24 protein-coding genes are annotated in these 25,159 nt (G+C 27.5%); 3 read left to right on the top strand and 21 right to left on the bottom strand.

Annotated features, from left to right (window positions below):
• Positions 1-166: 166 nt before the first annotated feature.
• Together K5V21_RS17620 and K5V21_RS17625 are read right to left on the bottom strand one after the other, a co-directional pair.
• A complete protein-coding gene (locus K5V21_RS17620) occupies positions 167-811 on the bottom strand; it encodes an NAD(P)H-dependent oxidoreductase (protein WP_221862370.1) in 645 nt (214 codons plus the stop codon).
• A gap of 54 nt (positions 812-865) precedes the next feature.
• Positions 866-1,591: a peptidoglycan recognition protein family protein gene (locus K5V21_RS17625; protein ID WP_221862371.1), complete on the bottom strand. Its 726-nt coding sequence runs from the start codon at positions 1,589-1,591 to the stop codon at positions 866-868.
• Positions 1,592-1,782: 191 nt separating this feature from the next.
• On the opposite strand from K5V21_RS17625, the gene K5V21_RS17630 reads away from it, so the two are divergent.
• Positions 1,783-2,046 carry a DUF1294 domain-containing protein gene (locus tag K5V21_RS17630; protein WP_245000774.1) on the top strand — a complete coding sequence of 88 codons (264 nt, stop codon included), beginning with the start codon at positions 1,783-1,785 and terminating at the stop codon, positions 2,044-2,046.
• A 183-nt stretch (positions 2,047-2,229) separates the two neighbouring features.
• Here K5V21_RS17630 and K5V21_RS17635 read toward each other — a convergent pair whose 3' ends face one another.
• The 14 genes from K5V21_RS17635 to K5V21_RS17700 form a co-directional block, all read right to left on the bottom strand.
• On the bottom strand, positions 2,230-3,201 hold the full coding sequence (locus K5V21_RS17635; protein WP_221862372.1) for a glycosyltransferase family 2 protein: 972 nt from the start codon (positions 3,199-3,201) through the stop codon (positions 2,230-2,232).
• A gap of 143 nt (positions 3,202-3,344) precedes the next feature.
• The gene (locus tag K5V21_RS17640) at positions 3,345-4,019 is read right to left on the bottom strand and encodes a TrkA C-terminal domain-containing protein (protein ID WP_221862373.1); all 675 of its coding nucleotides are present in this window, start codon (positions 4,017-4,019) and stop codon (positions 3,345-3,347) included.
• Positions 4,020-4,164: 145 nt separating this feature from the next.
• Positions 4,165-5,700, bottom strand: a complete 1,536-nt coding sequence (cls, locus tag K5V21_RS17645; RefSeq protein WP_221862374.1) for a cardiolipin synthase — start codon at positions 5,698-5,700, stop codon at positions 4,165-4,167.
• A gap of 176 nt (positions 5,701-5,876) precedes the next feature.
• Positions 5,877-6,728, bottom strand: coding sequence for a MurR/RpiR family transcriptional regulator (locus K5V21_RS17650; protein ID WP_221862375.1), 852 nt, complete (start codon positions 6,726-6,728; stop codon positions 5,877-5,879).
• Between the two features lie 26 nt (positions 6,729-6,754).
• On the bottom strand, positions 6,755-7,639 hold the full coding sequence (locus tag K5V21_RS17655; RefSeq protein WP_221862376.1) for an ROK family protein: 885 nt from the start codon (positions 7,637-7,639) through the stop codon (positions 6,755-6,757).
• Positions 7,640-7,656: 17 nt separating this feature from the next.
• The gene (locus K5V21_RS17660; protein WP_221862377.1) at positions 7,657-8,454 is read right to left on the bottom strand and encodes a sialate O-acetylesterase; all 798 of its coding nucleotides are present in this window, start codon (positions 8,452-8,454) and stop codon (positions 7,657-7,659) included.
• Between the two features lie 64 nt (positions 8,455-8,518).
• Complete coding sequence (locus K5V21_RS17665; RefSeq protein ID WP_221862378.1) at positions 8,519-8,968, bottom strand: YhcH/YjgK/YiaL family protein; 450 nt, start codon at positions 8,966-8,968, stop codon at positions 8,519-8,521.
• A 27-nt stretch (positions 8,969-8,995) separates the two neighbouring features.
• The gene (locus K5V21_RS17670) at positions 8,996-10,471 is read right to left on the bottom strand and encodes a sodium:solute symporter (protein ID WP_221862379.1); all 1,476 of its coding nucleotides are present in this window, start codon (positions 10,469-10,471) and stop codon (positions 8,996-8,998) included.
• A gap of 29 nt (positions 10,472-10,500) precedes the next feature.
• Positions 10,501-11,370, bottom strand: coding sequence for an N-acetylneuraminate lyase (locus K5V21_RS17675; protein ID WP_221862380.1), 870 nt, complete (start codon positions 11,368-11,370; stop codon positions 10,501-10,503).
• 380 nt (positions 11,371-11,750) lie between these two features.
• Positions 11,751-12,551, bottom strand: coding sequence for an SDR family NAD(P)-dependent oxidoreductase (locus tag K5V21_RS17680; protein ID WP_221862381.1), 801 nt, complete (start codon positions 12,549-12,551; stop codon positions 11,751-11,753).
• A gap of 167 nt (positions 12,552-12,718) precedes the next feature.
• A complete protein-coding gene (locus K5V21_RS17685; RefSeq protein WP_221862382.1) occupies positions 12,719-13,729 on the bottom strand; it encodes a sensor histidine kinase in 1,011 nt (336 codons plus the stop codon).
• Positions 13,726-14,397: a response regulator transcription factor gene (locus K5V21_RS17690; protein ID WP_221862383.1), complete on the bottom strand. Its 672-nt coding sequence runs from the start codon at positions 14,395-14,397 to the stop codon at positions 13,726-13,728. Before K5V21_RS17690 ends, K5V21_RS17685 begins: the two co-directional genes overlap by 4 nt.
• 104 nt (positions 14,398-14,501) lie before the next feature.
• Positions 14,502-16,496, bottom strand: coding sequence for an FtsX-like permease family protein (locus tag K5V21_RS17695; protein ID WP_221862384.1), 1,995 nt, complete (start codon positions 16,494-16,496; stop codon positions 14,502-14,504).
• Complete coding sequence (locus tag K5V21_RS17700) at positions 16,483-17,250, bottom strand: ABC transporter ATP-binding protein (protein WP_221862385.1); 768 nt, start codon at positions 17,248-17,250, stop codon at positions 16,483-16,485. The genes K5V21_RS17695 and K5V21_RS17700 overlap by 14 nt, the downstream gene beginning before the upstream one ends.
• A gap of 336 nt (positions 17,251-17,586) precedes the next feature.
• On the opposite strand from K5V21_RS17700, the gene pyk reads away from it, so the two are divergent.
• Positions 17,587-18,999: a pyruvate kinase gene (gene pyk / locus K5V21_RS17705; protein ID WP_221862386.1), complete on the top strand. Its 1,413-nt coding sequence runs from the start codon at positions 17,587-17,589 to the stop codon at positions 18,997-18,999.
• Between the two features lie 64 nt (positions 19,000-19,063).
• On the opposite strand, the gene K5V21_RS17710 is transcribed toward pyk, so the two are convergent.
• The 3 genes from K5V21_RS17710 to K5V21_RS17720 all read right to left on the bottom strand — a co-directional run bounded on the left by K5V21_RS17710 (position 19,064) and on the right by K5V21_RS17720 (position 22,785).
• Positions 19,064-19,480 (bottom strand): acyl-CoA thioesterase, encoded by a 417-nt coding sequence (locus K5V21_RS17710; protein ID WP_221862387.1) that lies wholly within the window; start codon positions 19,478-19,480, stop codon positions 19,064-19,066.
• 86 nt (positions 19,481-19,566) lie between these two features.
• A complete protein-coding gene (locus tag K5V21_RS17715) occupies positions 19,567-20,253 on the bottom strand; it encodes an ABC transporter ATP-binding protein (protein ID WP_204593930.1) in 687 nt (228 codons plus the stop codon).
• A gap of 18 nt (positions 20,254-20,271) precedes the next feature.
• Positions 20,272-22,785, bottom strand: a complete 2,514-nt coding sequence (locus tag K5V21_RS17720) for an ABC transporter permease (RefSeq protein WP_221862388.1) — start codon at positions 22,783-22,785, stop codon at positions 20,272-20,274.
• 208 nt (positions 22,786-22,993) lie between these two features.
• Here K5V21_RS17720 and K5V21_RS17725 point away from each other — a divergent pair, with 208 nt between their 5' ends.
• The gene (locus K5V21_RS17725) at positions 22,994-23,644 is read left to right on the top strand and encodes a dUTP diphosphatase (protein WP_204593933.1); all 651 of its coding nucleotides are present in this window, start codon (positions 22,994-22,996) and stop codon (positions 23,642-23,644) included.
• Positions 23,645-23,906: 262 nt separating this feature from the next.
• Here the strand turns inward: K5V21_RS17725 and K5V21_RS19600 are convergent, their stop codons facing one another.
• Both K5V21_RS19600 and K5V21_RS17730 read right to left on the bottom strand, forming a co-directional pair.
• On the bottom strand, positions 23,907-24,029 hold the full coding sequence (locus K5V21_RS19600; protein ID WP_279381498.1) for a hypothetical protein: 123 nt from the start codon (positions 24,027-24,029) through the stop codon (positions 23,907-23,909).
• Between the two features lie 329 nt (positions 24,030-24,358).
• Positions 24,359-25,156 carry an endonuclease/exonuclease/phosphatase family protein gene (locus K5V21_RS17730; RefSeq protein ID WP_221862389.1) on the bottom strand — a complete coding sequence of 266 codons (798 nt, stop codon included), beginning with the start codon at positions 25,154-25,156 and terminating at the stop codon, positions 24,359-24,361.
• Positions 25,157-25,159: the final 3 nt, after the last annotated feature.

The raw sequence follows: 25,159 nt of genomic DNA on the forward strand, positions 1-25,159 counted from the left end.
CACCTCCTTGTATTATAGTTCTGGTCGGCAAACCTACTATAATTTTACAATGGAGGTTTTTTATTTTCTACTCACCGCTGAAAGCTTTTTAGAACCACCCGCATAGCAGGTGGTATTCTAAATACAATAATAAAAAAATAGGTTAAATTTAACCTATTTTTTATATCTATCCCTCTAAATCATCTATAAGTGCATCTATATGCTTAATCGCTTTATACTCTGCATCAATTTTTGAGTCCCTCTCAAACCCTGTTTCATCAACAAGTAATTCTTTAAACTTTTTAATCCCCAAAACTTTCATTATATCTTCTACATATTCAACACCTTGACTTATTTTCCCCCTTAAAAGCCAAGGTACTGGGCCTCCTGATGATTGAACATAAATCATTTTTCTTTCTTTATCATCCAATGTTCCTTTTACTTTACCATTGCTTATAATCATAGTCTTATTAACTTGTACTATACAATCTATATATTCTTTTAGTGGTGCTGGAAATGATAAACTCCACATCGGTGCTCCAATTACATAAATATCAGCTGACATAAATTGATCACATAACTGATTAATTCTATCTACTTCTTTTTTATCTTGTTCAGGTAATTTATCATACTCTTCCTTATCCACAACACAATTTCTTTGCTTAAAATACCTATATTCTAATCTTGGAATATGTTCATCATATAAATTCAATTCTTCTAACATACAATCTGGATGCACCTCTAACAGTTTATTTACAAGCTTCCTAGATACCCTTCTACTTGATGATTCAGACTCTGGCTTGGAATTTACAATTATGTATAATAACTTCATAAAAAAACACCTCTTTTAATACTTTTTACTTAGTATTGTTTATTTAAGAGATGTTTATTCTAATAGCCCTTCCATATTAGCTATTACTTTAGTTTTAATTTCTTCTATATTTATATTTTTACCTGGGCATAATGTCTGATTACAATCCCTATGTCCCACTATATCTTCCATATTATATTTTATAATTAAACTTGATCCTAATTTAACTAAACTATCTATTTGATTTTTAGGTGGTGTTTCTTTTTCATAATTTCCTTCTAAACATACCCCTATACTTTTACTATTTTCATTAATAGCGTGAGCACCTTGCATCTTTTCATCTCTTCCTTTATATATTGTTCCATCTTTTTTTATATAATAGTGATATCCTATCCCACCAAATCCTTTATCAAGATGCCACTTATGTATTGCTTCTGGAGATGCCTCCTTAGTAGCAGCATGATGCACAACTAATCTTTTAGGTACATTATACTCCGTTAGCTCTCCAGACCATTTATAATCTATTTCTTTAATATCTATATCTTTATTTAATGTATCCAATTTATCTACTAACAATTTATTATTAACTTTTATATTATCGCTACTCTTGGCGAGAAATAAAGAATATTTTTCAACTGAAATATTACTATATACAACATAACTTCCAATGCTTATTAAAACTATTAATAATATAAGCATAAAAGTTCTTCTTCTTCTTCTCATCATAAGTTTCTCATAATTATTTCTCTTCTTATAAAATTTCTCTATGTCTTTAAGTTTATTATAGCTTGTCTTAGTCATAAGTCCGCCTCCTTAAAAATTTCAAAATTCCTTATTAATCTTATTCTAATAATGATTTAATGCAAATTACTGTAAAATTTGCAACTTATATTATGTATGCATTTTACCATATTTTGTAAAAAGATGCAAACTTTTTTGTTTTGTTTTTCTTTCCTATATATAGTAAAATACTTTAAAGGAGTGGTGAAAGTTTGAATACTATCTTTATAACTTATATTTTAATAGTCAATATATTAGGCTATTTTCTTATGTTTTTAGACAAACAAAAAGCTAAAAAGCATAAATGGAGAATACCTGAAAATACATTAATGCTTGTTGCAATTATTGGAGGTAGTATTGGAAGTATCATCAGTATGCAAACATTTAGACATAAAACAAAGCATATTAAATTTAAATTTGGTATTCCAATAATCTTGATACTTCAAGTTATACTACTATTCTTATTCTTTAAATAAATAGGTGTTACTCTTAATCTATTTTTTTAAATAACAAGTAAGTGCAAATAATTAAGCTGAGTTTAATAGCTATAAGCGTTTATAGCTTTGTATAAGAAAAATATACTAAGATTTAAAATTGGTCTAATATTAATATAATAAAAAGAGGTTAAAGTACATTTTTGTACTTTAACCTCTTTTTTATTACATATTTACATCTATTTCTTCTACTAATACATCTTTTTCTTGTGGTCCTGCATATTCATCAATAAAATATAGTGGTCTACTCTTAACTTCTGTAAATATTCTTCCAAGGTATTCTCCAATAATACCTAAAAATATAAGTTGTATACCACCCATCATAAGCATTACACAAATAAGACTTGAATATCCTGGTACATCAGTTCCTAAAATTAAAGTTCTTATAATTATGTATATCATATAAATAAAAGCTAAAAATGCAATTACAACCCCTACTATGGTTGCAAGTCTAAGTGGTGCTGTTGTAAATGATGTAATTCCTTCAATAGCTAAGTCTATAAGTTTTAAATAGTTCCATTTTGTCTCTCCAGCTACTCTTGGGTCTCTATCAAACTCTATAGCCTTCTTTTTAAATCCAATTAAACTAAACATTCCTTTAGTATATCTTTGTTTTTCTGGAAATGCTCGTAGTGCCTCAATAGCCCTTCTACTTAAAAGTCTAAAATCTCCAGTATCTGTTTGTATTGGAACTTTTGATACAGATTGAAGTATTTGATAAAACTTTCTTGAAGTAAATTTCTTAAGCCACGTTTCACCTTTTCTACTTCTTCTTTTGGCATAAACATCATCATATCCATCTTCATAATATTTAAGCATATCTACTATTAATTCTGGTGGATCTTGAAGATCTGCATCAATAATAGCTACAACATCGCCTGTTACGTAATCAAAGGCAGCACCCATTGCAACTTCTTTACCAAAGTTTCTTGAAAGGTTAACATAACACACCCTAGGATCTGTCCTCCTGTACCCCTTTACAATTTCTAAAGAACTATCTTTACTTCCATCATTAATAAATAAAAATTCTAATTCATAATTAGGTATTTTCTTACCAAGGCCAACAAGTCTTTCGTACAAATATGGAAGTGATTCTTCTTCATTATACATTGGTATTATTATAGATAACTTTTCCATTTTTTATCTCCTTTTCTAAAAATACAAAAAGTATTTATGTAATCATAAATACCTAAATTTAACTTTAATGCTATTTAGTTTCCTAATATAAAATTATATGCTACTTATAAACACATTTCAATACATGTATCAATATATTAATATTAATTAGATACATGCTTGAATTCACTTCTTATATTCTTTAAATTTCCATATACAGTTATATTATCATAAACTTCAAATACATAGTCTGGTGTTGGAAACTTTACAAACACATCACCTTTATCAATATTAAGAACTTCTATCTCTAAATCCTTTAAGCCGCTATCAATTATACTCTTTCCTATTAATTTAGACTCTTTAGGTAAGTATATCTCATATATTCCATATCCTCGTGTATTTGTTATTAAAGTTAAATGTTTCTCATTTAATTTTTCCCATATTTTTGATTTTAAAACCTTACTTTCAATTTTTGATTCTATTTTTTCAAGTAATGATGACTTATGTACTACGAATACTACTATTACAAATGATATCGCCACTGCAAAAAAGCCTATACTTGCTACTTTATCAGAAAGCATTCTTACAAAGAATGATATAAATGTTGCAGTGCTTACATAACTAATTACCATCAGCCAACTTGCAAGCCTTCTTCTCACTGGGTTTTGTACAATCATTTCACTTTCTTTTGTTGTAAAGCCTGTACTTGTTAATAATGATATAACTTGAAATCTAGCCTTCCTTATAGGCATTCCAGTTAATCTGAAAAGAATTGAAAAGAAATCTATAACTAAAAGAAAAATAGTCATAAATAATGTAAATGTTAATATTAAGACCATACTCTATTTGCCTCCACTTATATTTGTTGATTTTATTATATAATATGTCTATTTTTTTTATGTGAACTGCTTGTAAATTAAGGGCTCCAAGTGTTTAAATTAAATTAAAAAAGCCTCCTCATTGTTTAAAATGAGAAGGCTATAATTACATAAGTGGTGCAAATACTCTAAGTATTGCAGTTAATATTCTATCATATAATTTAATATGTCTACAATCCTCAAGTGTTATCCTAGTACAAATATCTATCATCTTTATGTAATCATCTTTTATTTGCATTACAGATTTAGTTTTATATAACCACACTCCACATTCAAAGTGAAGATAAAGGCTTCTATAATCAAAGTTTATTGTTCCAACAGTTCCAACTATATCATCTGATACAACTGTTTTTGAATGTATGAATCCTGGGGTATATTCATATATTTTAACTCCAGCTTTAATAAGCTGTGGATAATAAGCTCTAGTAACTATATGTGCATACCATTTATCTTCAATATGAGGAGTTATGATTCTTACATCAACACCACTTTTAGCAGCTAAAGTAAGTGCTGTTACAAGCTCATTATCAATTATTAAATAAGGAGTACTTATATAAACATAATCTTTTGCCTTATTTATAATATTTAAATATACATTTTCTCCAACTATTTCATCATCTAATGGACTATCTGCGTATGGCTGTACATAGCCATCACTTTTTATATCTAATTTATGATCATCTAATACCCTAAATTCATCATAATTTATTTTTTCTCCACTATTGAAACTCCATACTTGAAGAAACATTACAGTAAGATTCCAAACAGCCTCACCTTTTATCATTATAGATGCATCTTTCCAATGTCCGAATCTAACTATTTCATTTATATATTCATCAGCTAAATTTGTCCCCCCTGTAAATCCAGTATGCCCGTCAATAACAGTTATCTTTCTATGATCCCTATTATTTAATATTATAGATAAAAATGGTACAAAAGGATTAAATACTTGACACTTAATACCTCTCTTTTCAATCTGCTCATTATATTTATATGGAAGAGTTGTAAGGCAGCCCATATCATCATATATCATTCTGACATCTACACCCGCTTTAGCTTTCTCTTCTAAAATATCTAAAATGGTATCCCACATTTTTCCTTCATGTACTATAAAATATTCCATAAATATGTATCTCTTTGCTTTTTTTAATTCTTTTATTAGACAATCAAAAAACTCTTCTCCTGGTGAAAGATATTCTGTTGTTGTATTTTTATAAACTGGTGACATAGCGTATTTGCTAGTATACTTAGCTTGATTTGCTACAGATTTATCTATATTTTCTAATTCATTTATTATACCTTCATCTTGAATGAGGGCATCCTTAGACTCATTATATACTTTCTCTACCTTTCTTTTAAATTTATTATTCATCTTTTTTCCACCAAAGATTAAATAAAATAACCCTCCAAAGATAGGAAATAATAATACCGGTATTGTCCATGCTAATTTATATGATGGATTATCTGTTCTACTTACAATATAAATAACTACTAATACACTTATTATGAAAAAGAAAACATATAAATAAACAAAAGATTCAGTAAGCTTCCATATTCCAAATAATAGAACCACTAATTGAAAAAATATTAAAAATCCTACTATGGCTAACCTACTGAATAAAAAATCAAATATTTTTCTCATCTATTCCTCCTTAAAACATATTTATATATATTTTAATACAACTTGTTTTGTATATTCAACTTTATATTTTTATAACTAATCTTTTTAGAAATTTTAAGATTACCGAAAGATTTATTTATTAATCTATAATTACATAATAAAAAAGATTTAGGTATAAATACCCAAATCTAACTTAACTAATATTCCTCACGAATATCTTCTAATGCCGTTGTAGTTCTCATTTTTTTATCTATAGACTCTTCATAGCTCTCTTTAATGACTTCAGCATAAATAAGCTCTATCAAGAATACCTGCACAAGCTTTGATAGGATTGATCCCGTCTCAAATATAGTTTCCATACTTACATAACTTATATTGATATCTGAAATATCCTTTAATGTATTTCCACGACTTTCAGTTAATGATATTATATTAGCTTTATTCTCTTTAGCAAGCTTAACAGCTTCTATAATCTCTTTAGTCTCCCCTGAATGAGATATTGCAAAAATTAAATCTCCCCTACCTACAATTGCAGAGATCATCCTCATTGTATGTGAATCTGATATAGATACAGTATTCATCCCTATTCTCATAAACTTATAATTAGCTTCCATAGAAACTATTCCTGAATTTCCAATTCCAAAAAAGTATATTTTTTTTGCATTTAAGAACATCTCTCTTGCTTTTATAACTTCGCTAAAATCTAAATTCTTTAATGTTTCTTCAATAACTTTTACATGACTCTCAAATAATTTATTTGCAGTTTCTTTAACGGGTTCATCTAATTTCACCACTGCATTAATAACATTTTTTCCACTTTCCCTTGATAACTTTTTAGCTAAAGTTACTTTAAATTCTGGAAAACCTGAAAACCCTAACTTCTTAGAAAACCTAGTTATAGTTGCTTCTCCTAAAGATACCTCTTCTGCAATTTCTGTTATTGATTTATATATGCATTCAGAAGCATTATTGTTTATATATTCAATAAGAATCTTATCACTTTTGCTTTCTCTAAACTCCTCTTTTGCAATCTGCTTTATAATATCCATAATAACACATCCAATTTCTTAATATATTAGTCTCTTTTGTTTATAAAATTATATAATGCCCCTATCATACCTGCTCTATTTCCTAGCTTTGCAAACTCTATCTTTGTGCTTTCAAAGAAAGCTTTCGGTAACTTTGCCTTTAATGAACTATTTATTTTAGGTTCTAAAAATTCTCTTTGTTCCATTATGCCCCCACCTAAAATTATAACCTCTGGATTTAAAAAGTAAATAACGCTAGAAATAAGTTCAGTTAGATTATCTACTAACTTATCTATTTCTTCATAGCATATAGAATCTCCTCTTTTACCTTCTTCAAACACGATTCTTCCGTTAATATCGCTAACTTTAATATTTTTACGTTTTGCAACATTTTCGACTAATATCTTTGTTGATGCAATCTCTTGAATTGGTTTTCCATTTACATTTATATATCCAACTTCTCCAGCACTTTTTGAAGCACCTCTTACTATATCATTATTAAGAATAATTGCACCACCAATTCCTGTTCCAATAGTCATACAAAATATTGATTTATATCCTTTTCCAGAACCTAAAAAAGCTTCTCCAAGTGCAGCAGAATTAACATCATTTTCAACCTCACACTTTAATAAAAATTTTTCTTCTATAAATCCTTTTATATCCGTTCCTATATAACCTGGAATAGTCTTACCAGCATGAATAATAGTTCCACTTTCATCATCTACTACACCTGCTGTTGAGACTCCTACCCCTTCAACTTGGTATTTATTTATAAGATTACAGATTATATTATCTATATCTCCTAATATATCATTTCCATCTTCATATACTGATGTTTTTCTACTACCATCAAATAATACATTACCCTCTTCATTTAAAACTCCATATTTTATATTTGTTCCACCTATATCTATGCAAATATACTTTCTCATAATCTACTCCCTTAATTTTAGTAATTAATTATTTCTTTTAGTTTAAAATATATCTCTTTTGCCTTATTAAGATTAATTTCATCAGGTATCTCTATAGATTTTTCTTCTTTGCAATAATTATATATAGATTTTTCTATATCTCTTCCTAATTCATTCAATGCATTTTGATTGTAGTGTACTTCATCTATAAGCATTTTTCTTTCTTTAAATGTAGGTCCTTTTTTACTACAGAGAATTAAATTAGAACTTTCTCTGCAAGCCTCTTCTTGGGCTACCATTATTACTTCCATTCTTAAAGGATTCGTTCCATCCCAATATCCAGTTTGAGATACAAATGTTTTCTCTATTCCAATTTTATTTAATTTATCTCCAAGGTCTATTAATGCATTTTTATAATAAATAGGGTCTGTGCCATACTTACCATCACTTTCTCCTTGTATCCATATTGCATAAGCTTTATCCACCTCGTATATCTTATCTAACTTTGATACTGCATTTTCATATTTATAAATAGCATCATCTAAATAATTATATCTATCATGTCCCCAATTTTTTATCATAGACCCATCAACAGCTGATTGAATAAAACATAATTTCTTTCCAGTATCCTCTTTCCATGATTTTGAAAAGCTTTGAGCTATAGTTCCATTTCCTCTCGACAACTCTAAAAATTTTCTCATTGGTATTATGTCATCTGTATCTAAATACTCAAATGCTCCTCTTGGTAATATTGAATCCTCTACATTCCCACAGCCAATTGCATTACTTTGTCCGATTAGCAAAAATACATCTATTTTTTCTTTATTAATACTCATAATAATCCTCCTAACTCTGCAAACAACCCCTATGTGAAAAATAAATCCACATAGGGGAATAAGTTTACAACTTAACTTTAAAAATTGCCTTTTTAACCTTCTCTGATTCATTCACCTTTAATGCAGTCATATGAGCATCTTCTGGGTATAATACCGCAAAATCATCTGTACTAAGTATTAATGATTGTTTAGCTTCTCCCTCTAGTGATACAAAATCATCCTTTTTAACATATTCTTTAAAGTTTAAATCTTTTATAAAGTTATAATCTATTTTTTCATTACCTGTAAATATAACATGTACGTCTATATAATCTCTATGAGCTTCCCAGAATCTTTCTGAAACTTCTTTAGTATCATACTCAACTATATTTACAAATAAATCATCTCCATCAATTTCATATGAGCCAGGAGCATAATTTACTAAATCCTTCTCTTTTGAGAATTCTAGTGCCTTCTTTACTTTATCCTCTAACCCCTTAAAATTCTTTAAATACTCTAAATTTCCGTAGATCATATATATCTCTCCTTCACTTTAAGAATATTAAGCTAATTCCTTTGTTTTTCCTTCACTTGGTTGAGTTAAATAACTTACTATAACTCCAACAATAACTGATGAGCTTATTGAAATTACTGAATAAGACCAAGCTGTTACATCAAATCCACCATATTTAAGAACTACAACTATAATAGCTGAAACTATAAATCCAGCATAAGCACCTTGTTTAGTTGCCTTTTTAAAGAATACTCCAAGTACAAATATTCCAGCTAATACTCCAAGAACTAATCCCATAAATCCATTAAACCATTCATAAGCTGAAGTTATTCCGCCACTAGCAAGCACTATTGAAACTCCTATTGATACAATACCAACACCTAAAGAAATGTATTGAGCAATTCTTGTTTTTTGCTTATCTGATAAATTTTTAGATATATATTGTTGAATATCTAAAGTCCAGCTTGTTGCAACTGAATTTAATCCAGTTGAAAGTGTTGATTGTGCTGCTGCATAAATAGCTGCAAGTAAAATCCCTGTAATTCCTACTGGCAATTGATATGCTATAAATGAAGCGAATATTTGGTCTTGTTGTGCAGTTTGTAATAACGCAGGATTTTGATTGTAAAATACAAATAATCCTGTACCTATTAAATAGAATACTGTTGCAAGTGTTAATGACAGTACTAAGTTTCCATAAGTCATCTTCTTAAGTTGTTTCATATCAGTAGTTGTTGTAAATCTTTGAACTATATCTTGACTTGATACGTATGATGAGAATGTATTAAGTCCAGCACCAACAACTATTATGAAAACACTTGATTGTAATATATTAGGATTAAATATTGCATCTCCTTCTCCTAAGAATTTTCCACCTTCTCCTAAAGAAGACATTATAGATCCAAAACCACCATCAATTGTTGAAACTAAGAAGAATAGTGAGAATATAACCCCAACAATTAATACAGCACCTTGTATAAAGTCTGTCCATAAAACTGATTTAAGTCCGCCTGTATATGAGTAAACTATTGCTATAACTCCCATTACGATTATAAGAACGTTTACACTAATTCCAGTTAAATCTGCTAGTACCATTGATGGAAGATACATAATGATAGACATTCTTCCAATTTGGTAAATTATAAACATTATAGCACCAAGTATTCTAAGTCCTTTGTCTTTATATCTTATTTCTAAATAATGATATGCAGTATCTATATCATATTTACTATAGACAGGTAAGAAATATTTTATAGTTATAGGTACTGCTATTAACATACCTAATTGTGCAAACCATAAAATCCATGTTCCTTTATATGAATTTCCTGCTAATGCTAAAAATGAAATTGGACTTAAAAGCGTTGCAAATATTGAAACTGAAGTAACCCACCATGGGATTTTTCCATCTCCTTTAAAGAATTCTTTTCCCTTCATTTCTTTCTTTGAGAAAGCAAGTCCCGCAAAAAGAACTGCTGCTAAATAGACAACTAACACTCCAAAATCTATCGTAGTAAACCCTTGCATTTTATTACACCTACCCCTTTATTTAATTTTTAAGCAAAATATTTATTATATATTTCTTTAGTTTTAATCTTCATTTCTTCTGTTGATTCTTTCATAGGTTGTCTGCAATATCCTGCATCTACACCTGCTTCTTGAAGAAGTCCTTTTAATGTTTGATATAACCCATTGCCTAAAAGATCAGTTATAAAATCATTAGTTAAGTGCTGAATTTCTCTTGCTTTATCTATTTGGTTATCTTTTGTTAAATTAAATATTTCTTTAGCTCTCTTTCCATTCATGTTAAATGTTGATCCAATTGCTCCATCAACTCCAAGGACTGTAGCTGGTAACATCATTTCATCAAAACCTGCATATATAAGCTTATCTGGGAATGTTTTTCTCATTCTCTCTAATAAATAGAAATCTGCTGCTGTAAATTTAACACCTATTATCTTCTCATTTTCAAATAGCTCTGCAAATTGTTCTAATGACATATTAACTCCAGTTAAGAATGGAATTGAATAAATGATCATCTTATTATCCACTGAATTTATTATTGTTTCGTAATAATGCTTTATTTCATTAAAATCAAACTTATAGTAGAATGGTGTAACTGCTGATAATGAATCATATCCAAGCTCCGTTGCAAACTTTGCAAGTTCTACTGCTTCTTTTAAGTTTACTGAACCTACTTGAGCAATTAATTTAACTTGTCCCTTTGCTTCATCCATTGCAATTTCAAATATTCTTTTCTTCTCATCAGTTGAAAGCATGAAGTTTTCACCAGTACTTCCACCAACATAAAGACCATCTACACCACATACATCGATATTATGTCTTACTATTTCCCTTAAACCTTTTTCATTAATATTTCCTTCTTTATCAAATGAAACTAATAATGCTGAATAAATTCCTTTCATTTCTTTTCCTCCTAAAAATATAAATCTTAATATATAAATTTTAAATAATAAACTTTGAATTTTTAATTTTAATAGGTATTAGCTTAGATTTTTTTCATTGGTAGGTTAATTGTAATCGAAATTTTTTATATCAAATTTTATGAAAATTTAATTCAATGTTAACATTTATTTACTTTTATACTTTTATTATACACATTTAAACCTTTACTTCAATAATTATTTTCAAATTTACGAAAATAATTTTTATTTTTGAAAATATTTTTTATATTAAGTAAAAATATTCTATATTATAGTAAAGATATTCTATATATAAAAAAGATAGTAAAAGATACTTATCCTTTTACTACCTAAATTTTCATTTTACTTAGTATTTTTATTTATCATTTACCAAATATTCTCATACTTTGTATTAAAGCACCTTGATATTTTGGTGCTACATATCTATTTTTAGGTTTAACATCCTCTACAGCTTTTATATATTTTTCTATAATCGAATCATAACTTGAAGCCTCCATTAAATTAAATGCTTTTTCTTCACTTGATTTAATTTCTTTAACTTGATTTTTAAAGTATGACTCTTCTCTCATCCAATCATACTTCTTTTCTATATTCCTTTGATTAAAACCAGTTGCATATGCTCCTGGCTCTATAAGTACTATATCTATATTACAATCTTTAAGAACTTTCATTTCTTCTCTAAATGAGTCCACAATGCCCTCTAGTGCAAATTTAGTAGCTGTATATGGTGATAAAAATGGAAATGATACTCTTCCAAATAATGATGATATAAATATAACTCTTCCTTCTCCTTTCGGAATAACTTTACATAAGAATAATTGTGTCAATTCTATTGTAGAAAATACATTTGTCTCAAAAGTTTTTCTATATCTATCTATATCAATTTCGCATACTGCTCCTGAATCTCCTATAGCCGCATTATTTATTAAAACATCCAAATCATATTCTAATATTGTTTTTCGGTCTTCATCTAATAATATATCTAATTTAAATGCTTTCAAATTAACATCCAATCCATTTTCAATAGCATATTTGTTTATACATTTTGCTTCATCTTCATAATGTGTTGTTGCAAGAACAAAATGTCCTCTCTTAGCAAGTTCTATAGACGCCTCTTTTCCAAGTCCTGTCCCGGCTCCTGTAATTAATATTCTTTTACTCATTAAATCACCTTGAATTCATAAAATTATTTATTATTATTCTTTCATTTATAAAAAATAATAATCATCTTTATCCTTTAAATAATTAATAATAAATATATTTATGCTATAAAAAAGCTAACCTTTAGCTTCCTATAGCTTCAGGTTAGCTCCTTATTAATTAATACAAATTATTTAAAACTAATATTCTCTCCTATTGGAAAAATTATATTTACCTTAGTTCCTTTATCCTTTTCTGATTTTAAGGTTAATCCTAGGCCTAACTTATCACACAGCTTTTGACATAGATACAATCCAATTCCAGTTGATTTACCAAATATCCTTCCGTTTTCTCCTGTAAACCCTTTTAAGAATACCTTACAAAGTTCTGCATCTGGTATACCTACACCACTATCCTCTATAGTTAGTATGACTTTATTTTTATAAGCCTCTGAGTAAACTTTAATCATTCCACCGCTATTAGTATATTTCAATGAATTTCCTATAATCTGATTTATTATAAATTCTACCCATTTAATATCACTAAAAACTAATTCATTTATTTCACCCATATCTACAGCAATTCTTTTTCCTATAAAATCTCTTGAGTTCCTTTTTACTACATTCATAACAGCTTTCTTTAGTGGGAATTCTCTTACTATATAGTCTTCATTAGCATCATCACTTTTAGAATAATATAGAACCTGTTCAACCATCTCATCAACCTTTTTAAGTTCTTTATTTATACTATTAGTTACTTCATTTTTATTATTTTCAATAATAAGCTTTGTTGATGCAATAGGTGTCTTTATTTCATGGACCCACATCTCTATGTAGTCTCTATATTCTTTTTGAGCATACTTATAAGAATTTATATGCTCATACATATCTTTATTAGATTCTCTTAATGCATCATGAATTATTTTTCCCTCAAGAAATTCTGGACTTTTTACTATTTCTGTTAGTAAAAATTTTTTATCAAGTTTCTCTGATATTTCACTTATTTCATTGAAAAATTTCCGCTTCCTTAAAAATTCTATTACTATGTAAAATATAAGTGGCCCAAACCATAAGGTAAATACTATAGTAATTACTGCACCACCTATTTTTATTAAAATCATAAATAACGTAAACAAAAGGAATAAGCCTAAGTTTACTATTAAAAATACACTTTTATCTTTAATATAATCTACAAATCTCATGGCATTATATATCCAAGTCCTCTTCTAGTTTCTATTGCATTTTCTATACCTAGTTCTTGAAGCTTCTTTCTTATCCTAGTTACATTAACTGAAAGAGTATTATCATCAACATAGTAATCTGAATTCCATAAATATTCCATTAAGTCTTCCCTACTTACTATCTCACCTTTTCTCTCTATTAAATAAGAAAGAATTCTCATTTCATTTTTAGTTATCTCTAAGGATTTTCCATCACATATAACTACTCCCTTTGATAAATCTAATTCAAAATTTTTATATGTAAGTTTACTTGTACTTTCTTTATTTCCGTAAGTTCTTCTAAGTAATGCCTCTATACGTGCTAATAGAATCTGAGTATTGTATGGTTTAATTACAAAGTCATCTGCACCAATATTCATACTCATAAGTTCATCCATATCACTATCTCTACTAGTTACAATTATTATAGGTACACTAGATTTTTTTCTAATTTCTCTGCAAATATGATAACCATCAAAATAAGGTAAATTTATATCTAACATTATTAAATCTGGTTTTGAATTTATTATCTCTTCAATTATATTTTCAAAATCTGTAGGTGCCTTAATATTATATCCATACTTAGAAAGAAGCTTAGTTAATTCCTCTCTTATAATTTCACTATCTTCAACAATAGTAATATTAAACATAATACCCCTCCTCTTTATCTTCTTATTTTATATTATATACCATATTGCAATTTATATATAACATAAAATAAGCCTAGGTTATTGAGCCTAGGCTTATTTAAAGATTAAGATTTCTTAACTATATTTTTATATCCAATATAAGTAGCTATGAAATACGCTCCATATATTATAACTATTCCACCCATTGTTATAAGCGCTGATTCTAGAATACTACTCTTACCAAATATTGATACAAAATCATCTGCAACACTAATTCCAACTACTGAATGAACTATTGCTAAAACAAGTGGTAACATGAAATATGCTAGAGTTTGAATAAATATTGATTTATTAATCATACTATTTGGTGCTCCAATTCTTCTTAGAGAATTATATCTATCTACACTGTCACTTGCCTCTGATAATTGTTGAAGTGCTAGTATAGCTGCACTTGATATTAAGAATATAACACCTATATATAAAGCTATATATAAAATCATAGTAGTAGTTGCTTGCATTTCTTCTTGTAATAATGTCTTTGTCATAAACATCATATATCCATTTTCCGTATTTGGATTTTTCATATAATTCTTAGTGAAATCAAAATAATATTTCTCTGATGATTCTTTATTATCTTTTCCGTAATTAATATTTAAAGTATATTCACTAGGATCTAATCCTTTCACAACACTATCTGGAACCACTAGATTAAATATCACTTGTGATACCATTGACGTTGAATTTGCTGTAGTTATTATCTCTTTATTTGCTATATTATAATCTTTCTTACCTAGTTTAATCTTATTACCACTCTTTATTAAATCCTCAATTGCAGGCTTTAATTTATCAAAGTTAGATTGAACTAAAACTTCATTATCATTAAGTTTCATAGCATTCTTTCCACTTAACTCCATAAGTTTATTGAAATCTGATATAGACATTACAGATATAGTACTAGCATCGCTTAGATTATTTTTAAATCTTGAATCCATGTATTTGCCTAATACATTATTAATTGTATATTTTGTATTATATGTTGTTACATATGAATACTTATCTCCACTTTGTATCTTAAATCCAACTTTATCTAACATTTGTTCTAAGCTAAGTTTTGAATCTTTATCTACATATGTGCTTACTGATGCATCATATGGTGATAATGAATCCATATTATTTCTTTTAAAACTTACACCAACTGAAAGCATACTTATAGTTAAAAATAGCATTAGACATATAACTGTCATTGATATAAAGTTAGTATTTATCTTACTATTCATTTGTCTTAATGTAAATATATTTAACTTTCTTAAGTATAAATTCTTATTTCTTTGTATTACTATTATTAAGAAACTTGTAAGTCCATAGAAAAATAATGCCGTTCCAATTATTCCAAGTGCAATTGATAACTTAAATTCAATTCTTAGAATATCTAATCCAACTTTCTTTACTAAGTAATATGCAATACCTAATGAAATTAATGATGCTATGAAAATCATTCCTGAAATCACAGGATTTTTTATTTTTATTTCTTGATTTTTCTTGTGTGCATTTAATAAATCTATTAGCTTATATTTTGATATAGCAAATGTATTAAATATCATGACAAGAACAAATATGATTCCAAAGTATATTATAGTTTTAATCATAGCTTCTGATGAGAATACAAATTTATACTTAGATAATCCTATTGAAAATAGCTTTGCTGTTATTATTGATAATCCTTGTGAAGCTACAACTCCAACAACTAACCCTGCAATAAGTGAAAATATCCCAATAATTAATTCTTCACAAACTAATAATTTTGATATTCTCCCTTTTCCCATACCTAGGGACATATATAACCCAAGTTCTTTCTTTCTTCTTTTAATCAAGAAGTTGTTTGCATATATAATAAGTCCACCTAAAATAAATGAAACAAATACTGATATATAGGATATTACTTGTGATATCATTTGTAACGAGTCTTTTTTACTTGAATTAATCTCCATCATTGCACTCTGTGATCCTATGGAGTTAAAAGCATAGAATATGCATACAGCAAATGTTAAAGTTAAAAAGTATATTGTATAATCTTTAAAACTCTTCCTAACATTATTAATTGCTAATTTAGTTTGATTCATTTGCTTCACCTCCAAGAAGCGTAACAACTTCAATTATTCTATCAAAGAATTCTTTTCTAGACATTTTGCCTTTTATTAATTCGTTGAATATCTTACCATCTTTTATAAATAATATTCTCTCAGCATAACTTGCTGTAAATGGATCATGAGTTACCATAAGTATTGTAGCTTGTAGCTCTTTATTCATGTTTTCAAAACTTTCTAGAAGCTGTCTAGCTGACTTTGAATCTAATGCTCCTGTTGGTTCATCAGCTAGAATTATTGAAGGGTCAGTTACTATTGCTCTTGCAGATGCAACTCTTTGTTTTTGTCCACCAGATACTTGATATGGGTACTTATTTAAAAGTTCATCTATCCCTAGTCTTTTAGATATATCTTTAACTAAAGTATCTATTTCTTTTGGTTTTCTATTTTGAATTGTAAGTGCTAATGCTATATTTTCATAAATAGTTAATGTATCTAGAAGATTATAATCCTGGAATATAAACCCTAATTCATCTCTTCTAAACTTCTCTAAACTTTTCCCTTTAAGCTTTGTTATATCTTTTCCTTTTAATAATATCTTTCCTGTTGTTACATTATCTATTGTTGAAATACAATTTAAAAGTGTTGATTTACCACTTCCTGATGCTCCCATTATTCCAACAAATTCACCTTTTTCAACATCAAAGCTTATTCCATCTATAGCTTTTGTTACATTATCTTTATTTCCATAATATTTTTCTATATTTTTAACTTCTAATATATTACTCATTTCATTTCCTCCTCGTTTCCCTACACTATGTCTTTATTTTATAATTTAATTTCTAATATTCATATTGAATTATATTTCAGTAGTCTTTCAATTTTGTAAGATAAAAACATAGGGTATTATAATTTAAAATTTACAATACCCTATAAAACAATATTATTGAGTATATTTTGTTCAAATAGTTAAAATTTACTCTATCTTACAATATTCATTAATATATATAGAGTATTTTACTTGTAAACTTTTAGAAAATAAGTTATTTAATTTATCATTTTATATCTTTACATATGTATAATTTTACTATACATATATAAACATATCTTTAATGAGGTGATAATAATGCAAAAGACAAAAATGATTGTTACTCTTGGATTATCTAGTAACAATAAAGATACTCTACGAGAACTTATTAAGAATGGAATGAATGTAGCTAGAATAAACTTCTTTCATAGCTCATATGAGGAAATAAAATCTCTAGTTAGAATTTTACATGAATTAGATGAAGAGTTAGGTACAACAACAGCAATACTTGGAGATATAAGAGATTCTAAGATAAGAACTAATAAATTTTTAAATAAAAATACAAAACTTAATACCAATGATTATTTTTCATTTCTTTGTGGCAGTGAAATCTTAGGTGATAATACTAGATGTTCAATAAGCAGCTCATATCTTCATGAAAATTTAAATATAGGGGATAAATTATATATAGATAACGGACTTATTTCTTTTGAAGTTGTAGAAATCTTAGGAAGAGAGATCAAATGTTTAATAACAGATGGTGGAGTAATATCAGAAAATAAACAAATAAATATACCTACATTAAAAAATCCTTCAATAATAACAGAGTTGATGGAAAAAGATATTGAATTTGCTTGTAATATTGGAATGAACTTTATATCATGTTCTGCTGTTAGAACAGGTGCTGATTGTTTAAAATATCGTGATATGGTTATTGAATATGGTGGACCAAATATAAAGCTTATTTGCGAAATCGAAAATAGTGATGCTGTAGATAATATAGATGATATTTTAAATTCATGTTATGGAATTATAATATCAAGAGGTGAACTTGGAATAGATATTCCTGTGGAGAAAATTCCATTCATCCAAAAAGACTTAATAAAAAGGTGTAATAAATTAAATAAAATAGTCATTGTATCCACCCAGGTTTTAAGTTCAATGGATACTTTTCCAAGACCTACAAGAGCAGAATCTAGTGATGTTTTCAATGCCGTGTTAGATGGTACTACTGCGTTAATGCTTACACGTACTACAGCTATCGGTAACTATCCATTGGAGACATTAAAAACATTAAAAAGGCTTCTAAAAGATAGTGAAAAACACTTAGATTATAAGAAATATTTCAAAATATTTTCTAATGATATAATACTAGATTATGACAGCTTAATGGCATCTTCAGTTGCTGAGGTATCAAATAAATTTCCAACAAAAGCTATAATAGTTGGAACTTCTAATGGTGTGCTTCCAAGAAGTATATCTAAATATAGGCCTGATGCACCAATTATAGCTATTACAGATAGCCAAGATGTAGCAAAGAGCCTTTCTCTTAACTTTGGGGTAACTCCTTTTATTTATGATAAGTTTGATAGCCCTGAAGAATTCATGGAAGAGGCAAGAAACATAGCTTTAAATAATGGTCTTGCTAAGAAATATGATACTATATTAGTTCTTACAGCTAATAAAACTTTTTCTTGGAAAAATGATAATTTTAAGATTGTAAATCTCTAAAATGTATATAAATATAATTATAACAAACAAAAAGAATCCTAAATTTAGGATTCTTTTTTATTTATTATGCTTTAAATATTTCAGCAAACTTATTCCATATATCTTCATTATTTCTTTTTAAATTTACTATTTTGAATTCATTACTATCTACAAATGTTTGAAGTGTATTACCTGTAGCTAAAATAGTGTTATCATTTTTTCTTCTAACAACATACTCTATTCTAACCTTTACTGGCGTTAACTGACTAATAGAAGATTCAACAACTAAGTCATCATCATATTTAGCAGCTTCTATATACTTGCAGTGAGTTTCTATAAGAGGCATCATAATCCCCTTATCTTCTAAATCTTTATAAGAAATCCCCGATTCTCTTATTAAATCCTCTCTTGCTACTTCAAAATATATATAATAATTAGCATGATGGACTATCGCCATTGCATCTGTCTCGGCATATCTAACTTTAATATCAGTAAAACTCATTCACTATACCTCTTTTCTTAAATGTACTAGATTATGCTTTATTTTAACATAAAATTGACCACTTAAACTTATAATATTATTAATATCTATATAGAGTCCTTAGATATAATTTCTCCATCTTTTAATAATACTATGTGAGTTCCATACTCTGCTGACTCTTTTGAATGAGTAACATTAACTATAGACATTCCTCTTTCTCTATTTATTCTTTGAAATAATTTCATTATTTCTGTTCCAGTCTTTGAATCTAAATTTCCTATCGGTTCATCTGCTAGAATTATTTCTGGCTTGTTTATTAGTGCTCTCGCTATAGCAACCCTTTGTTGCTGCCCTCCTGATAGTTCCCTTGGAGTAACTTTTCTCTTGTGTGAAAGTTCTATTATATCTAGTATTTCTTCTAAATCCTTTTTATGATCTTTTAATCTTCCACCATCTAATGTTATTGGTAATAATATATTATCCTCAACAGAAAGATTCTGAACTAAATTATAAAACTGAAATACAAAGCCTAGCTCTCTTCTTCTAAGCTTACTCATATCTTTATCATTAAGTTTATGGATATTTTTATCATTTAGAAGAACTTCTCCTTTAGTTGGAGCATCTAATCCTCCAATTAAGTATAGTAAAGTACTCTTACCACAACCTGATGGTCCCATTATAGATACAAACTCGCCCTTTTTTATATCTAAAGACACATCTTTTAATATATCCACTTTTTCATTTCCTACTTTAAAACTTTTCCACAAATTTTTAACCTCAATTATATTATCCATATCATCCAAACCCTCTTTTTACTCATATTTTATTTCATCAACAACTGATATTTTAGATGCCTTCAATACGGGTGCAAGTGATGCAACTAACATAAGAACTATTCCAAATATAGTTAGTCCTATTAGCCTTTTTTCCGGAATAGTTATCTTTAAATATGCATCTAAAGATAATGATACCTCAGGTATAAATCTACACACTAAAATCCCAGTAAATACTCCTAAAATACTTCCGAATATTCCAATTGTTGCACCTTCTATAAATATCATTCTGCTCCTTTGTCCCTTACTCATTCCAACTGAAGTTAGTACTGCAAGTTCTTTTCTCCTTTGCATGAAGCTTACCATTAAATTATTTACTATCCCTAAAGCTCCAATAATTAATGCCATTATGGAAAAGCTTTCTAATGAACTCATGAGTCCTGCATTATTTGCAAGTTCACTCTCTTTCATCTCTTCTTTTGTTTTTATAGCTACTCCATATTCATCCAAATCATTATTTAAGTCATTTTTAAGTTCATTTTCTGATATATCTTTCCCTTTAACTAAAATGCTACTTGGAATATTTCTATTAAAATCTTCCTTAAAATTCTTTTCACTTATTAAACAGTTTCTCTTATTTGCACTTATTGGTGATGATAAGAAACCTGCTATTTCATATTCATGTAATTTATCATCAATATTTAATTCTATCTTATCACCAGTTTTTAACTTATATTTTTTCTTATATATATCAGCTAATATAATTTTCTTTCCACTATCTAGTTTATCTAATATCTTCTTATTATTTTCTGATGAGTCATTAAGTATTTCCTCACCTCCAAAATACTCTGAGTATTTTGAAGTATTAATTCCTTGAAGTACTCCTATATTCATATCCTTATCTTTTATCTTTACATTATGTTCTACATAACTATTTGAATAATCATCTATATCTTTACCTTTTAGATCCTTTAAATTTGCAAGAACCTCATCATAATTAAGCTTTGTAATATTTGAAATAGATACCTCATAATTTTCTCCATCATATGAGTTTGTAATTAAGTTTTTTACACTATATGAAGCTACATATATAGCAGTAACAGCCGCAAGTGCAGAACATATTAAAACACCATTATTTATTAAGCTTTTTGATGTGGCCATATTTTCTAAGGCTAGAACCCCAATATTTCCAAATATTAATCTATAAATGCCCCTTAATACTTTTGATAAAATTTTAAATATAAGTGGAATCATCATAACAGAACCAATTAATACAAAAAATGCGCAAGCCATACTAAGTATAAAATTACCTGTATCTTCAAACTTGCTTATATATATGAATGGAGCTATTATTAAAACAATTCCTATTATCCAAAATGATGGGTGTATCTTTCCTCCACTTGAATATTCTCCAAGTATAATTTCTTTTACTGAAAATCTTGATACTCCAAGTATAGGTATTATAGAACTTATTAAACAAAGTATAATAGCAATTATATATGCTATTATTAGATTTTTAATGTCAAAATTTACTGTTGTACTTACTCCATAATCTTTAAACTGATTGGAGCCATCACTTAGAAGATATAGCATTGGAAATCCAAGTCCTGTTCCAACTATACAACCAACTATTCCATAAAATAAACTTTCTAAAAGTATGAGTCCGTCTGTCTCCTTTTTAGTAGCACCAATACTTCTAAAAGTCCCTATTACTGCCATTCTTTCAATTATTATAACTTTAAAAGATGAATATATGATAAATGCTGCCATTAACACCACAATTGCAAGCATTATATAAAATGGTACAGTAAATTGACTAACCATACTATCTAAATCCTCTTTATTTAAAGTTTCTTTTATTGAATAATCTTTTAAGTCTGTTTTCTTTAAAGTCTCAACACTTTTATCTGACTTAACTAATGCTGATGTTATTTCTTCTTTTTTCCCTAAAAGCTTTGATAATCCATTATTGCTCATTATTATCGTCATTTCTCCAGGCTTCTCTGTAAAAAAGCCTGATGGAACTGCAACATCAGAAACTTTAAGAGTTATATTCTTTCCTTCACTTTTTATCTTAAAAGAGTCTCCTACTTTTAAATCTAAATCTTTAGAGACCTGCTCTGAGATTATTACTTCATTTCCATTCAATTCCTTAATCTTATCTTCTTTTCCATCTTTAAATACTATCGGATTTATTTTTTGAAGATTTTCTATATTTTCTCCAGCTATTATCTCTGCTCTTAATGATTTATCTCCCTCTTTAAATAATCCACTTCCATTGAATATATATGCTTTCTCTTCGCCCTCTAAATTTTTATTTAAAATATCTTTATCTAAAAATGGATTATTTGAACTCTCCTTTTGAGCTATTATAATATTTGCATCTCCAAATTCAGCCTTATTTTTCTCTGTAACCATATTTTTAAAGTTATCAGATGTACCAAAAGATGCAAAGGTCATCGCAGTTGTAATTCCTACCGCTAAAATTATAAGTAAGCTCCTAAGCTTCTTTTCCCACATATTTTTAAATAAATACGTGAATAATATTCTCATTAGTTCTCACCCCTCATGTACTAAATTTTAATTTTTTACCATTGTCTTTATTATAACATCATATAAATGAAGAATAATTAATACATTTGTTTTTTTATATATAAATTTCTATTATGTTAATAGTTGTTTAATTTTAAGTGCTTATTAACTACTCCATAAATTAAAATATTATAATTTATCTATAGAATTTTATGGGAGTGATTTAATTATGAAAAGAGATAATAATTTAATTGATGTATATATAGAGTATGATAAAGATGCTACAGTTCCTAAGTATGAAACTTCACTAGCTGCAGGTGCTGATCTTTTCGCTGCTACTGATATGGTTATACTACCATTTGAAAGAGTTGCTATTCCTCTAAATATTAAATTTGCTATTCCAGATGATATGGAAATTCAAATAAGAGCTAGAAGTGGACTTTCACTTAGAACAGATCTTAAAATTTCTAACTCTATAGGTACAATTGACGCAGATTCTATAGATAATATTTCAGTTATACTTGAAAATGAATATAATATATCAAGTTTGCCTTATCAAATAGCAAATGATCCATCAATACTTACTGATTTAAAAGAAAACTATACACAAATTAAACTTAAGGATTACTTAATTTCTAAAGGAGAAAGTGTATTTGCCTTTGAGGAATATGATAAATCTTTTAGGAAACTACTAAAGAACTATATTTATATAGATAAAAACGGTAACCCTTATGGAAGCATCTATATAAAAAAAGGAAATAGAATTGCTCAAATGGTTTTAGCTCATTATTATAAAGCTAATTTTATTAAAACGGATGATGTAAGTAAGATAAAAAAAGGTGTAAATAGAGGTGGTGGCTTTGGTCACACTGGCTTCTAATCATAAATCATTTTATTGGTAAGCACTTGTTACTTTTAGAAACTATATAATAAAATTAAGAGTCTAATATCTATATTCACCACTTTCTATTTTTCACTAAAATTTTTATTGGAATCTTGTGTCAATTAAAAATCATTACATTACATGACATAATTTAAATATAAAAAACTCTAATAAAAAAAGAGCATCTGGCTTAATTAAGATATACTTAAGTAGGCAAGATGTTCTTTTTTATTTATATAAATTTTTTGATTAAGCTAATTTATTTGTTTAACTTTTCATTTTCTTTAACTTTGTTTGCCATTTTTTCTTGTTCTTTTCTTACTTCAGCTAGCTTTTCTTCACCAGTTTTTCTAACTACCTCATCATATCTCTTTTGTCCCATAATTCTCATCCCCTTTATAATAACCTGTCCAAATCTTGTCTTAATATTAACATCTATTTCCTAAAGGGTAAAACAACATATTCTTTATATTCATTCAAATTTATACAAATTAATTCATTTTAATTAATTGAAAGGAAATAATATATACCTTACTTCTATTTTCTATAAAATTCTTTTATTTATTAGTAATTTTTATATCTTTAACACATCGTTTAATTTAGTTACAATTTAAATAATTATTGCATTATTTATAATTTATTACATTAAAATATCCTAGCCAAGAGCTGTTATAGACTTCTCAAAACTAGGATATTCTTATATTTATTGTATTAAGGATTGTCAATTAATACTTCTAATCCATAATGATCAGAAATTATCTTCTTATTTATATCATTAAATATAACCTTACTTTCTAAAACATTCATTGATTTATTAGTAAATATTATATCTACTCTTACTTCATCTGTATTATCATCCCATCCATCTATCTTTCCTTTAACAGTTACTCCTGAATCCTTAAATTTAGCTAAATCATACGTATCTACTAATCCCTTGCTTTTAATAAAGTCATACCCTTCATCTCTTATTAAAGCATTGTTATTAAAATCACCCATTAAAATTGAACTATCATTGCCTTCTTTAATCCTATTATATAATTCATTTACTTGATTCTTAAAATCTTCATCTTCATCATTCCACCAACCTATATGACATGAATAAAAATCTATATTTTTATTGTTAAGTCTTATTACAGCCTTAACTATTTTTCTTGACTTCCAAAAATCTATACACGTATTTTTAGTTATATAAAAACTTTCACTTTTAAGAATCTCATGTCTTGTTAAAATTGCTAACCCCTCTTCGTACTTTCCATATCCAATATGTGAAAAATCCCATACTAAATTATAATTATCTCCTCCAAGTTTATTTATCTCACCTATTAGAATCAAAGCATAGTTATCTTCTCGTATATTATCGTATACTATATTTGAATCTATGCTTTGATTCACTTCTTGAAGTGCTATAACATCATATTTTTTATTCTTTATTACTTTAGCTAAATATTTTATTTTTTCAATTTGGTTCTCTTCTTGCCATGAATGGCAATTTAATGTAAGTAATTTCATATT

The organism is Clostridium sardiniense, assembly GCF_019753795.1.
In the GTDB taxonomy this organism is placed as follows: domain Bacteria; phylum Bacillota; class Clostridia; order Clostridiales; family Clostridiaceae; genus Clostridium; species Clostridium sardiniense.

What these genes read in the sequence shown, in the direction of transcription:
- K5V21_RS17620 (WP_221862370.1), bottom strand. Translation starts at nt 811, where the DNA reads ATGAAGTTATTATACATAATTGTAAATTCCAAGCCAGAGTCTGAATCA.
- K5V21_RS17625 (WP_221862371.1), bottom strand. Translation starts at nt 1,591, where the DNA reads ATGACTAAGACAAGCTATAATAAACTTAAAGACATAGAGAAATTTTAT.
- K5V21_RS17635 (WP_221862372.1), bottom strand. Translation starts at nt 3,201, where the DNA reads ATGGAAAAGTTATCTATAATAATACCAATGTATAATGAAGAAGAATCA.
- K5V21_RS17640 (WP_221862373.1), bottom strand. Translation starts at nt 4,019, where the DNA reads ATGGTCTTAATATTAACATTTACATTATTTATGACTATTTTTCTTTTA.
- cls (WP_221862374.1), bottom strand. Translation starts at nt 5,700, where the DNA reads ATGAGAAAAATATTTGATTTTTTATTCAGTAGGTTAGCCATAGTAGGA.
- K5V21_RS17650 (WP_221862375.1), bottom strand. Translation starts at nt 6,728, where the DNA reads ATGGATATTATAAAGCAGATTGCAAAAGAGGAGTTTAGAGAAAGCAAA.
- K5V21_RS17655 (WP_221862376.1), bottom strand. Translation starts at nt 7,639, where the DNA reads ATGAGAAAGTATATTTGCATAGATATAGGTGGAACAAATATAAAATAT.
- K5V21_RS17660 (WP_221862377.1), bottom strand. Translation starts at nt 8,454, where the DNA reads ATGAGTATTAATAAAGAAAAAATAGATGTATTTTTGCTAATCGGACAA.
- K5V21_RS17665 (WP_221862378.1), bottom strand. Translation starts at nt 8,968, where the DNA reads ATGATCTACGGAAATTTAGAGTATTTAAAGAATTTTAAGGGGTTAGAG.
- K5V21_RS17670 (WP_221862379.1), bottom strand. Translation starts at nt 10,471, where the DNA reads ATGCAAGGGTTTACTACGATAGATTTTGGAGTGTTAGTTGTCTATTTA.
- K5V21_RS17675 (WP_221862380.1), bottom strand. Translation starts at nt 11,370, where the DNA reads ATGAAAGGAATTTATTCAGCATTATTAGTTTCATTTGATAAAGAAGGA.
- K5V21_RS17680 (WP_221862381.1), bottom strand. Translation starts at nt 12,551, where the DNA reads ATGAGTAAAAGAATATTAATTACAGGAGCCGGGACAGGACTTGGAAAA.
- K5V21_RS17685 (WP_221862382.1), bottom strand. Translation starts at nt 13,729, where the DNA reads ATGAGATTTGTAGATTATATTAAAGATAAAAGTGTATTTTTAATAGTA.
- K5V21_RS17690 (WP_221862383.1), bottom strand. Translation starts at nt 14,397, where the DNA reads ATGTTTAATATTACTATTGTTGAAGATAGTGAAATTATAAGAGAGGAA.
- K5V21_RS17695 (WP_221862384.1), bottom strand. Translation starts at nt 16,496, where the DNA reads ATGAATCAAACTAAATTAGCAATTAATAATGTTAGGAAGAGTTTTAAA.
- K5V21_RS17700 (WP_221862385.1), bottom strand. Translation starts at nt 17,250, where the DNA reads ATGAGTAATATATTAGAAGTTAAAAATATAGAAAAATATTATGGAAAT.
- pyk (WP_221862386.1), top strand. Translation starts at nt 17,587, where the DNA reads ATGCAAAAGACAAAAATGATTGTTACTCTTGGATTATCTAGTAACAAT.
- K5V21_RS17710 (WP_221862387.1), bottom strand. Translation starts at nt 19,480, where the DNA reads ATGAGTTTTACTGATATTAAAGTTAGATATGCCGAGACAGATGCAATG.
- K5V21_RS17715 (WP_204593930.1), bottom strand. Translation starts at nt 20,253, where the DNA reads ATGGATAATATAATTGAGGTTAAAAATTTGTGGAAAAGTTTTAAAGTA.
- K5V21_RS17720 (WP_221862388.1), bottom strand. Translation starts at nt 22,785, where the DNA reads ATGAGAATATTATTCACGTATTTATTTAAAAATATGTGGGAAAAGAAG.
- K5V21_RS17725 (WP_204593933.1), top strand. Translation starts at nt 22,994, where the DNA reads ATGAAAAGAGATAATAATTTAATTGATGTATATATAGAGTATGATAAA.
- K5V21_RS19600 (WP_279381498.1), bottom strand. Translation starts at nt 24,029, where the DNA reads ATGGGACAAAAGAGATATGATGAGGTAGTTAGAAAAACTGGTGAAGAA.
- K5V21_RS17730 (WP_221862389.1), bottom strand. Translation starts at nt 25,156, where the DNA reads ATGAAATTACTTACATTAAATTGCCATTCATGGCAAGAAGAGAACCAA.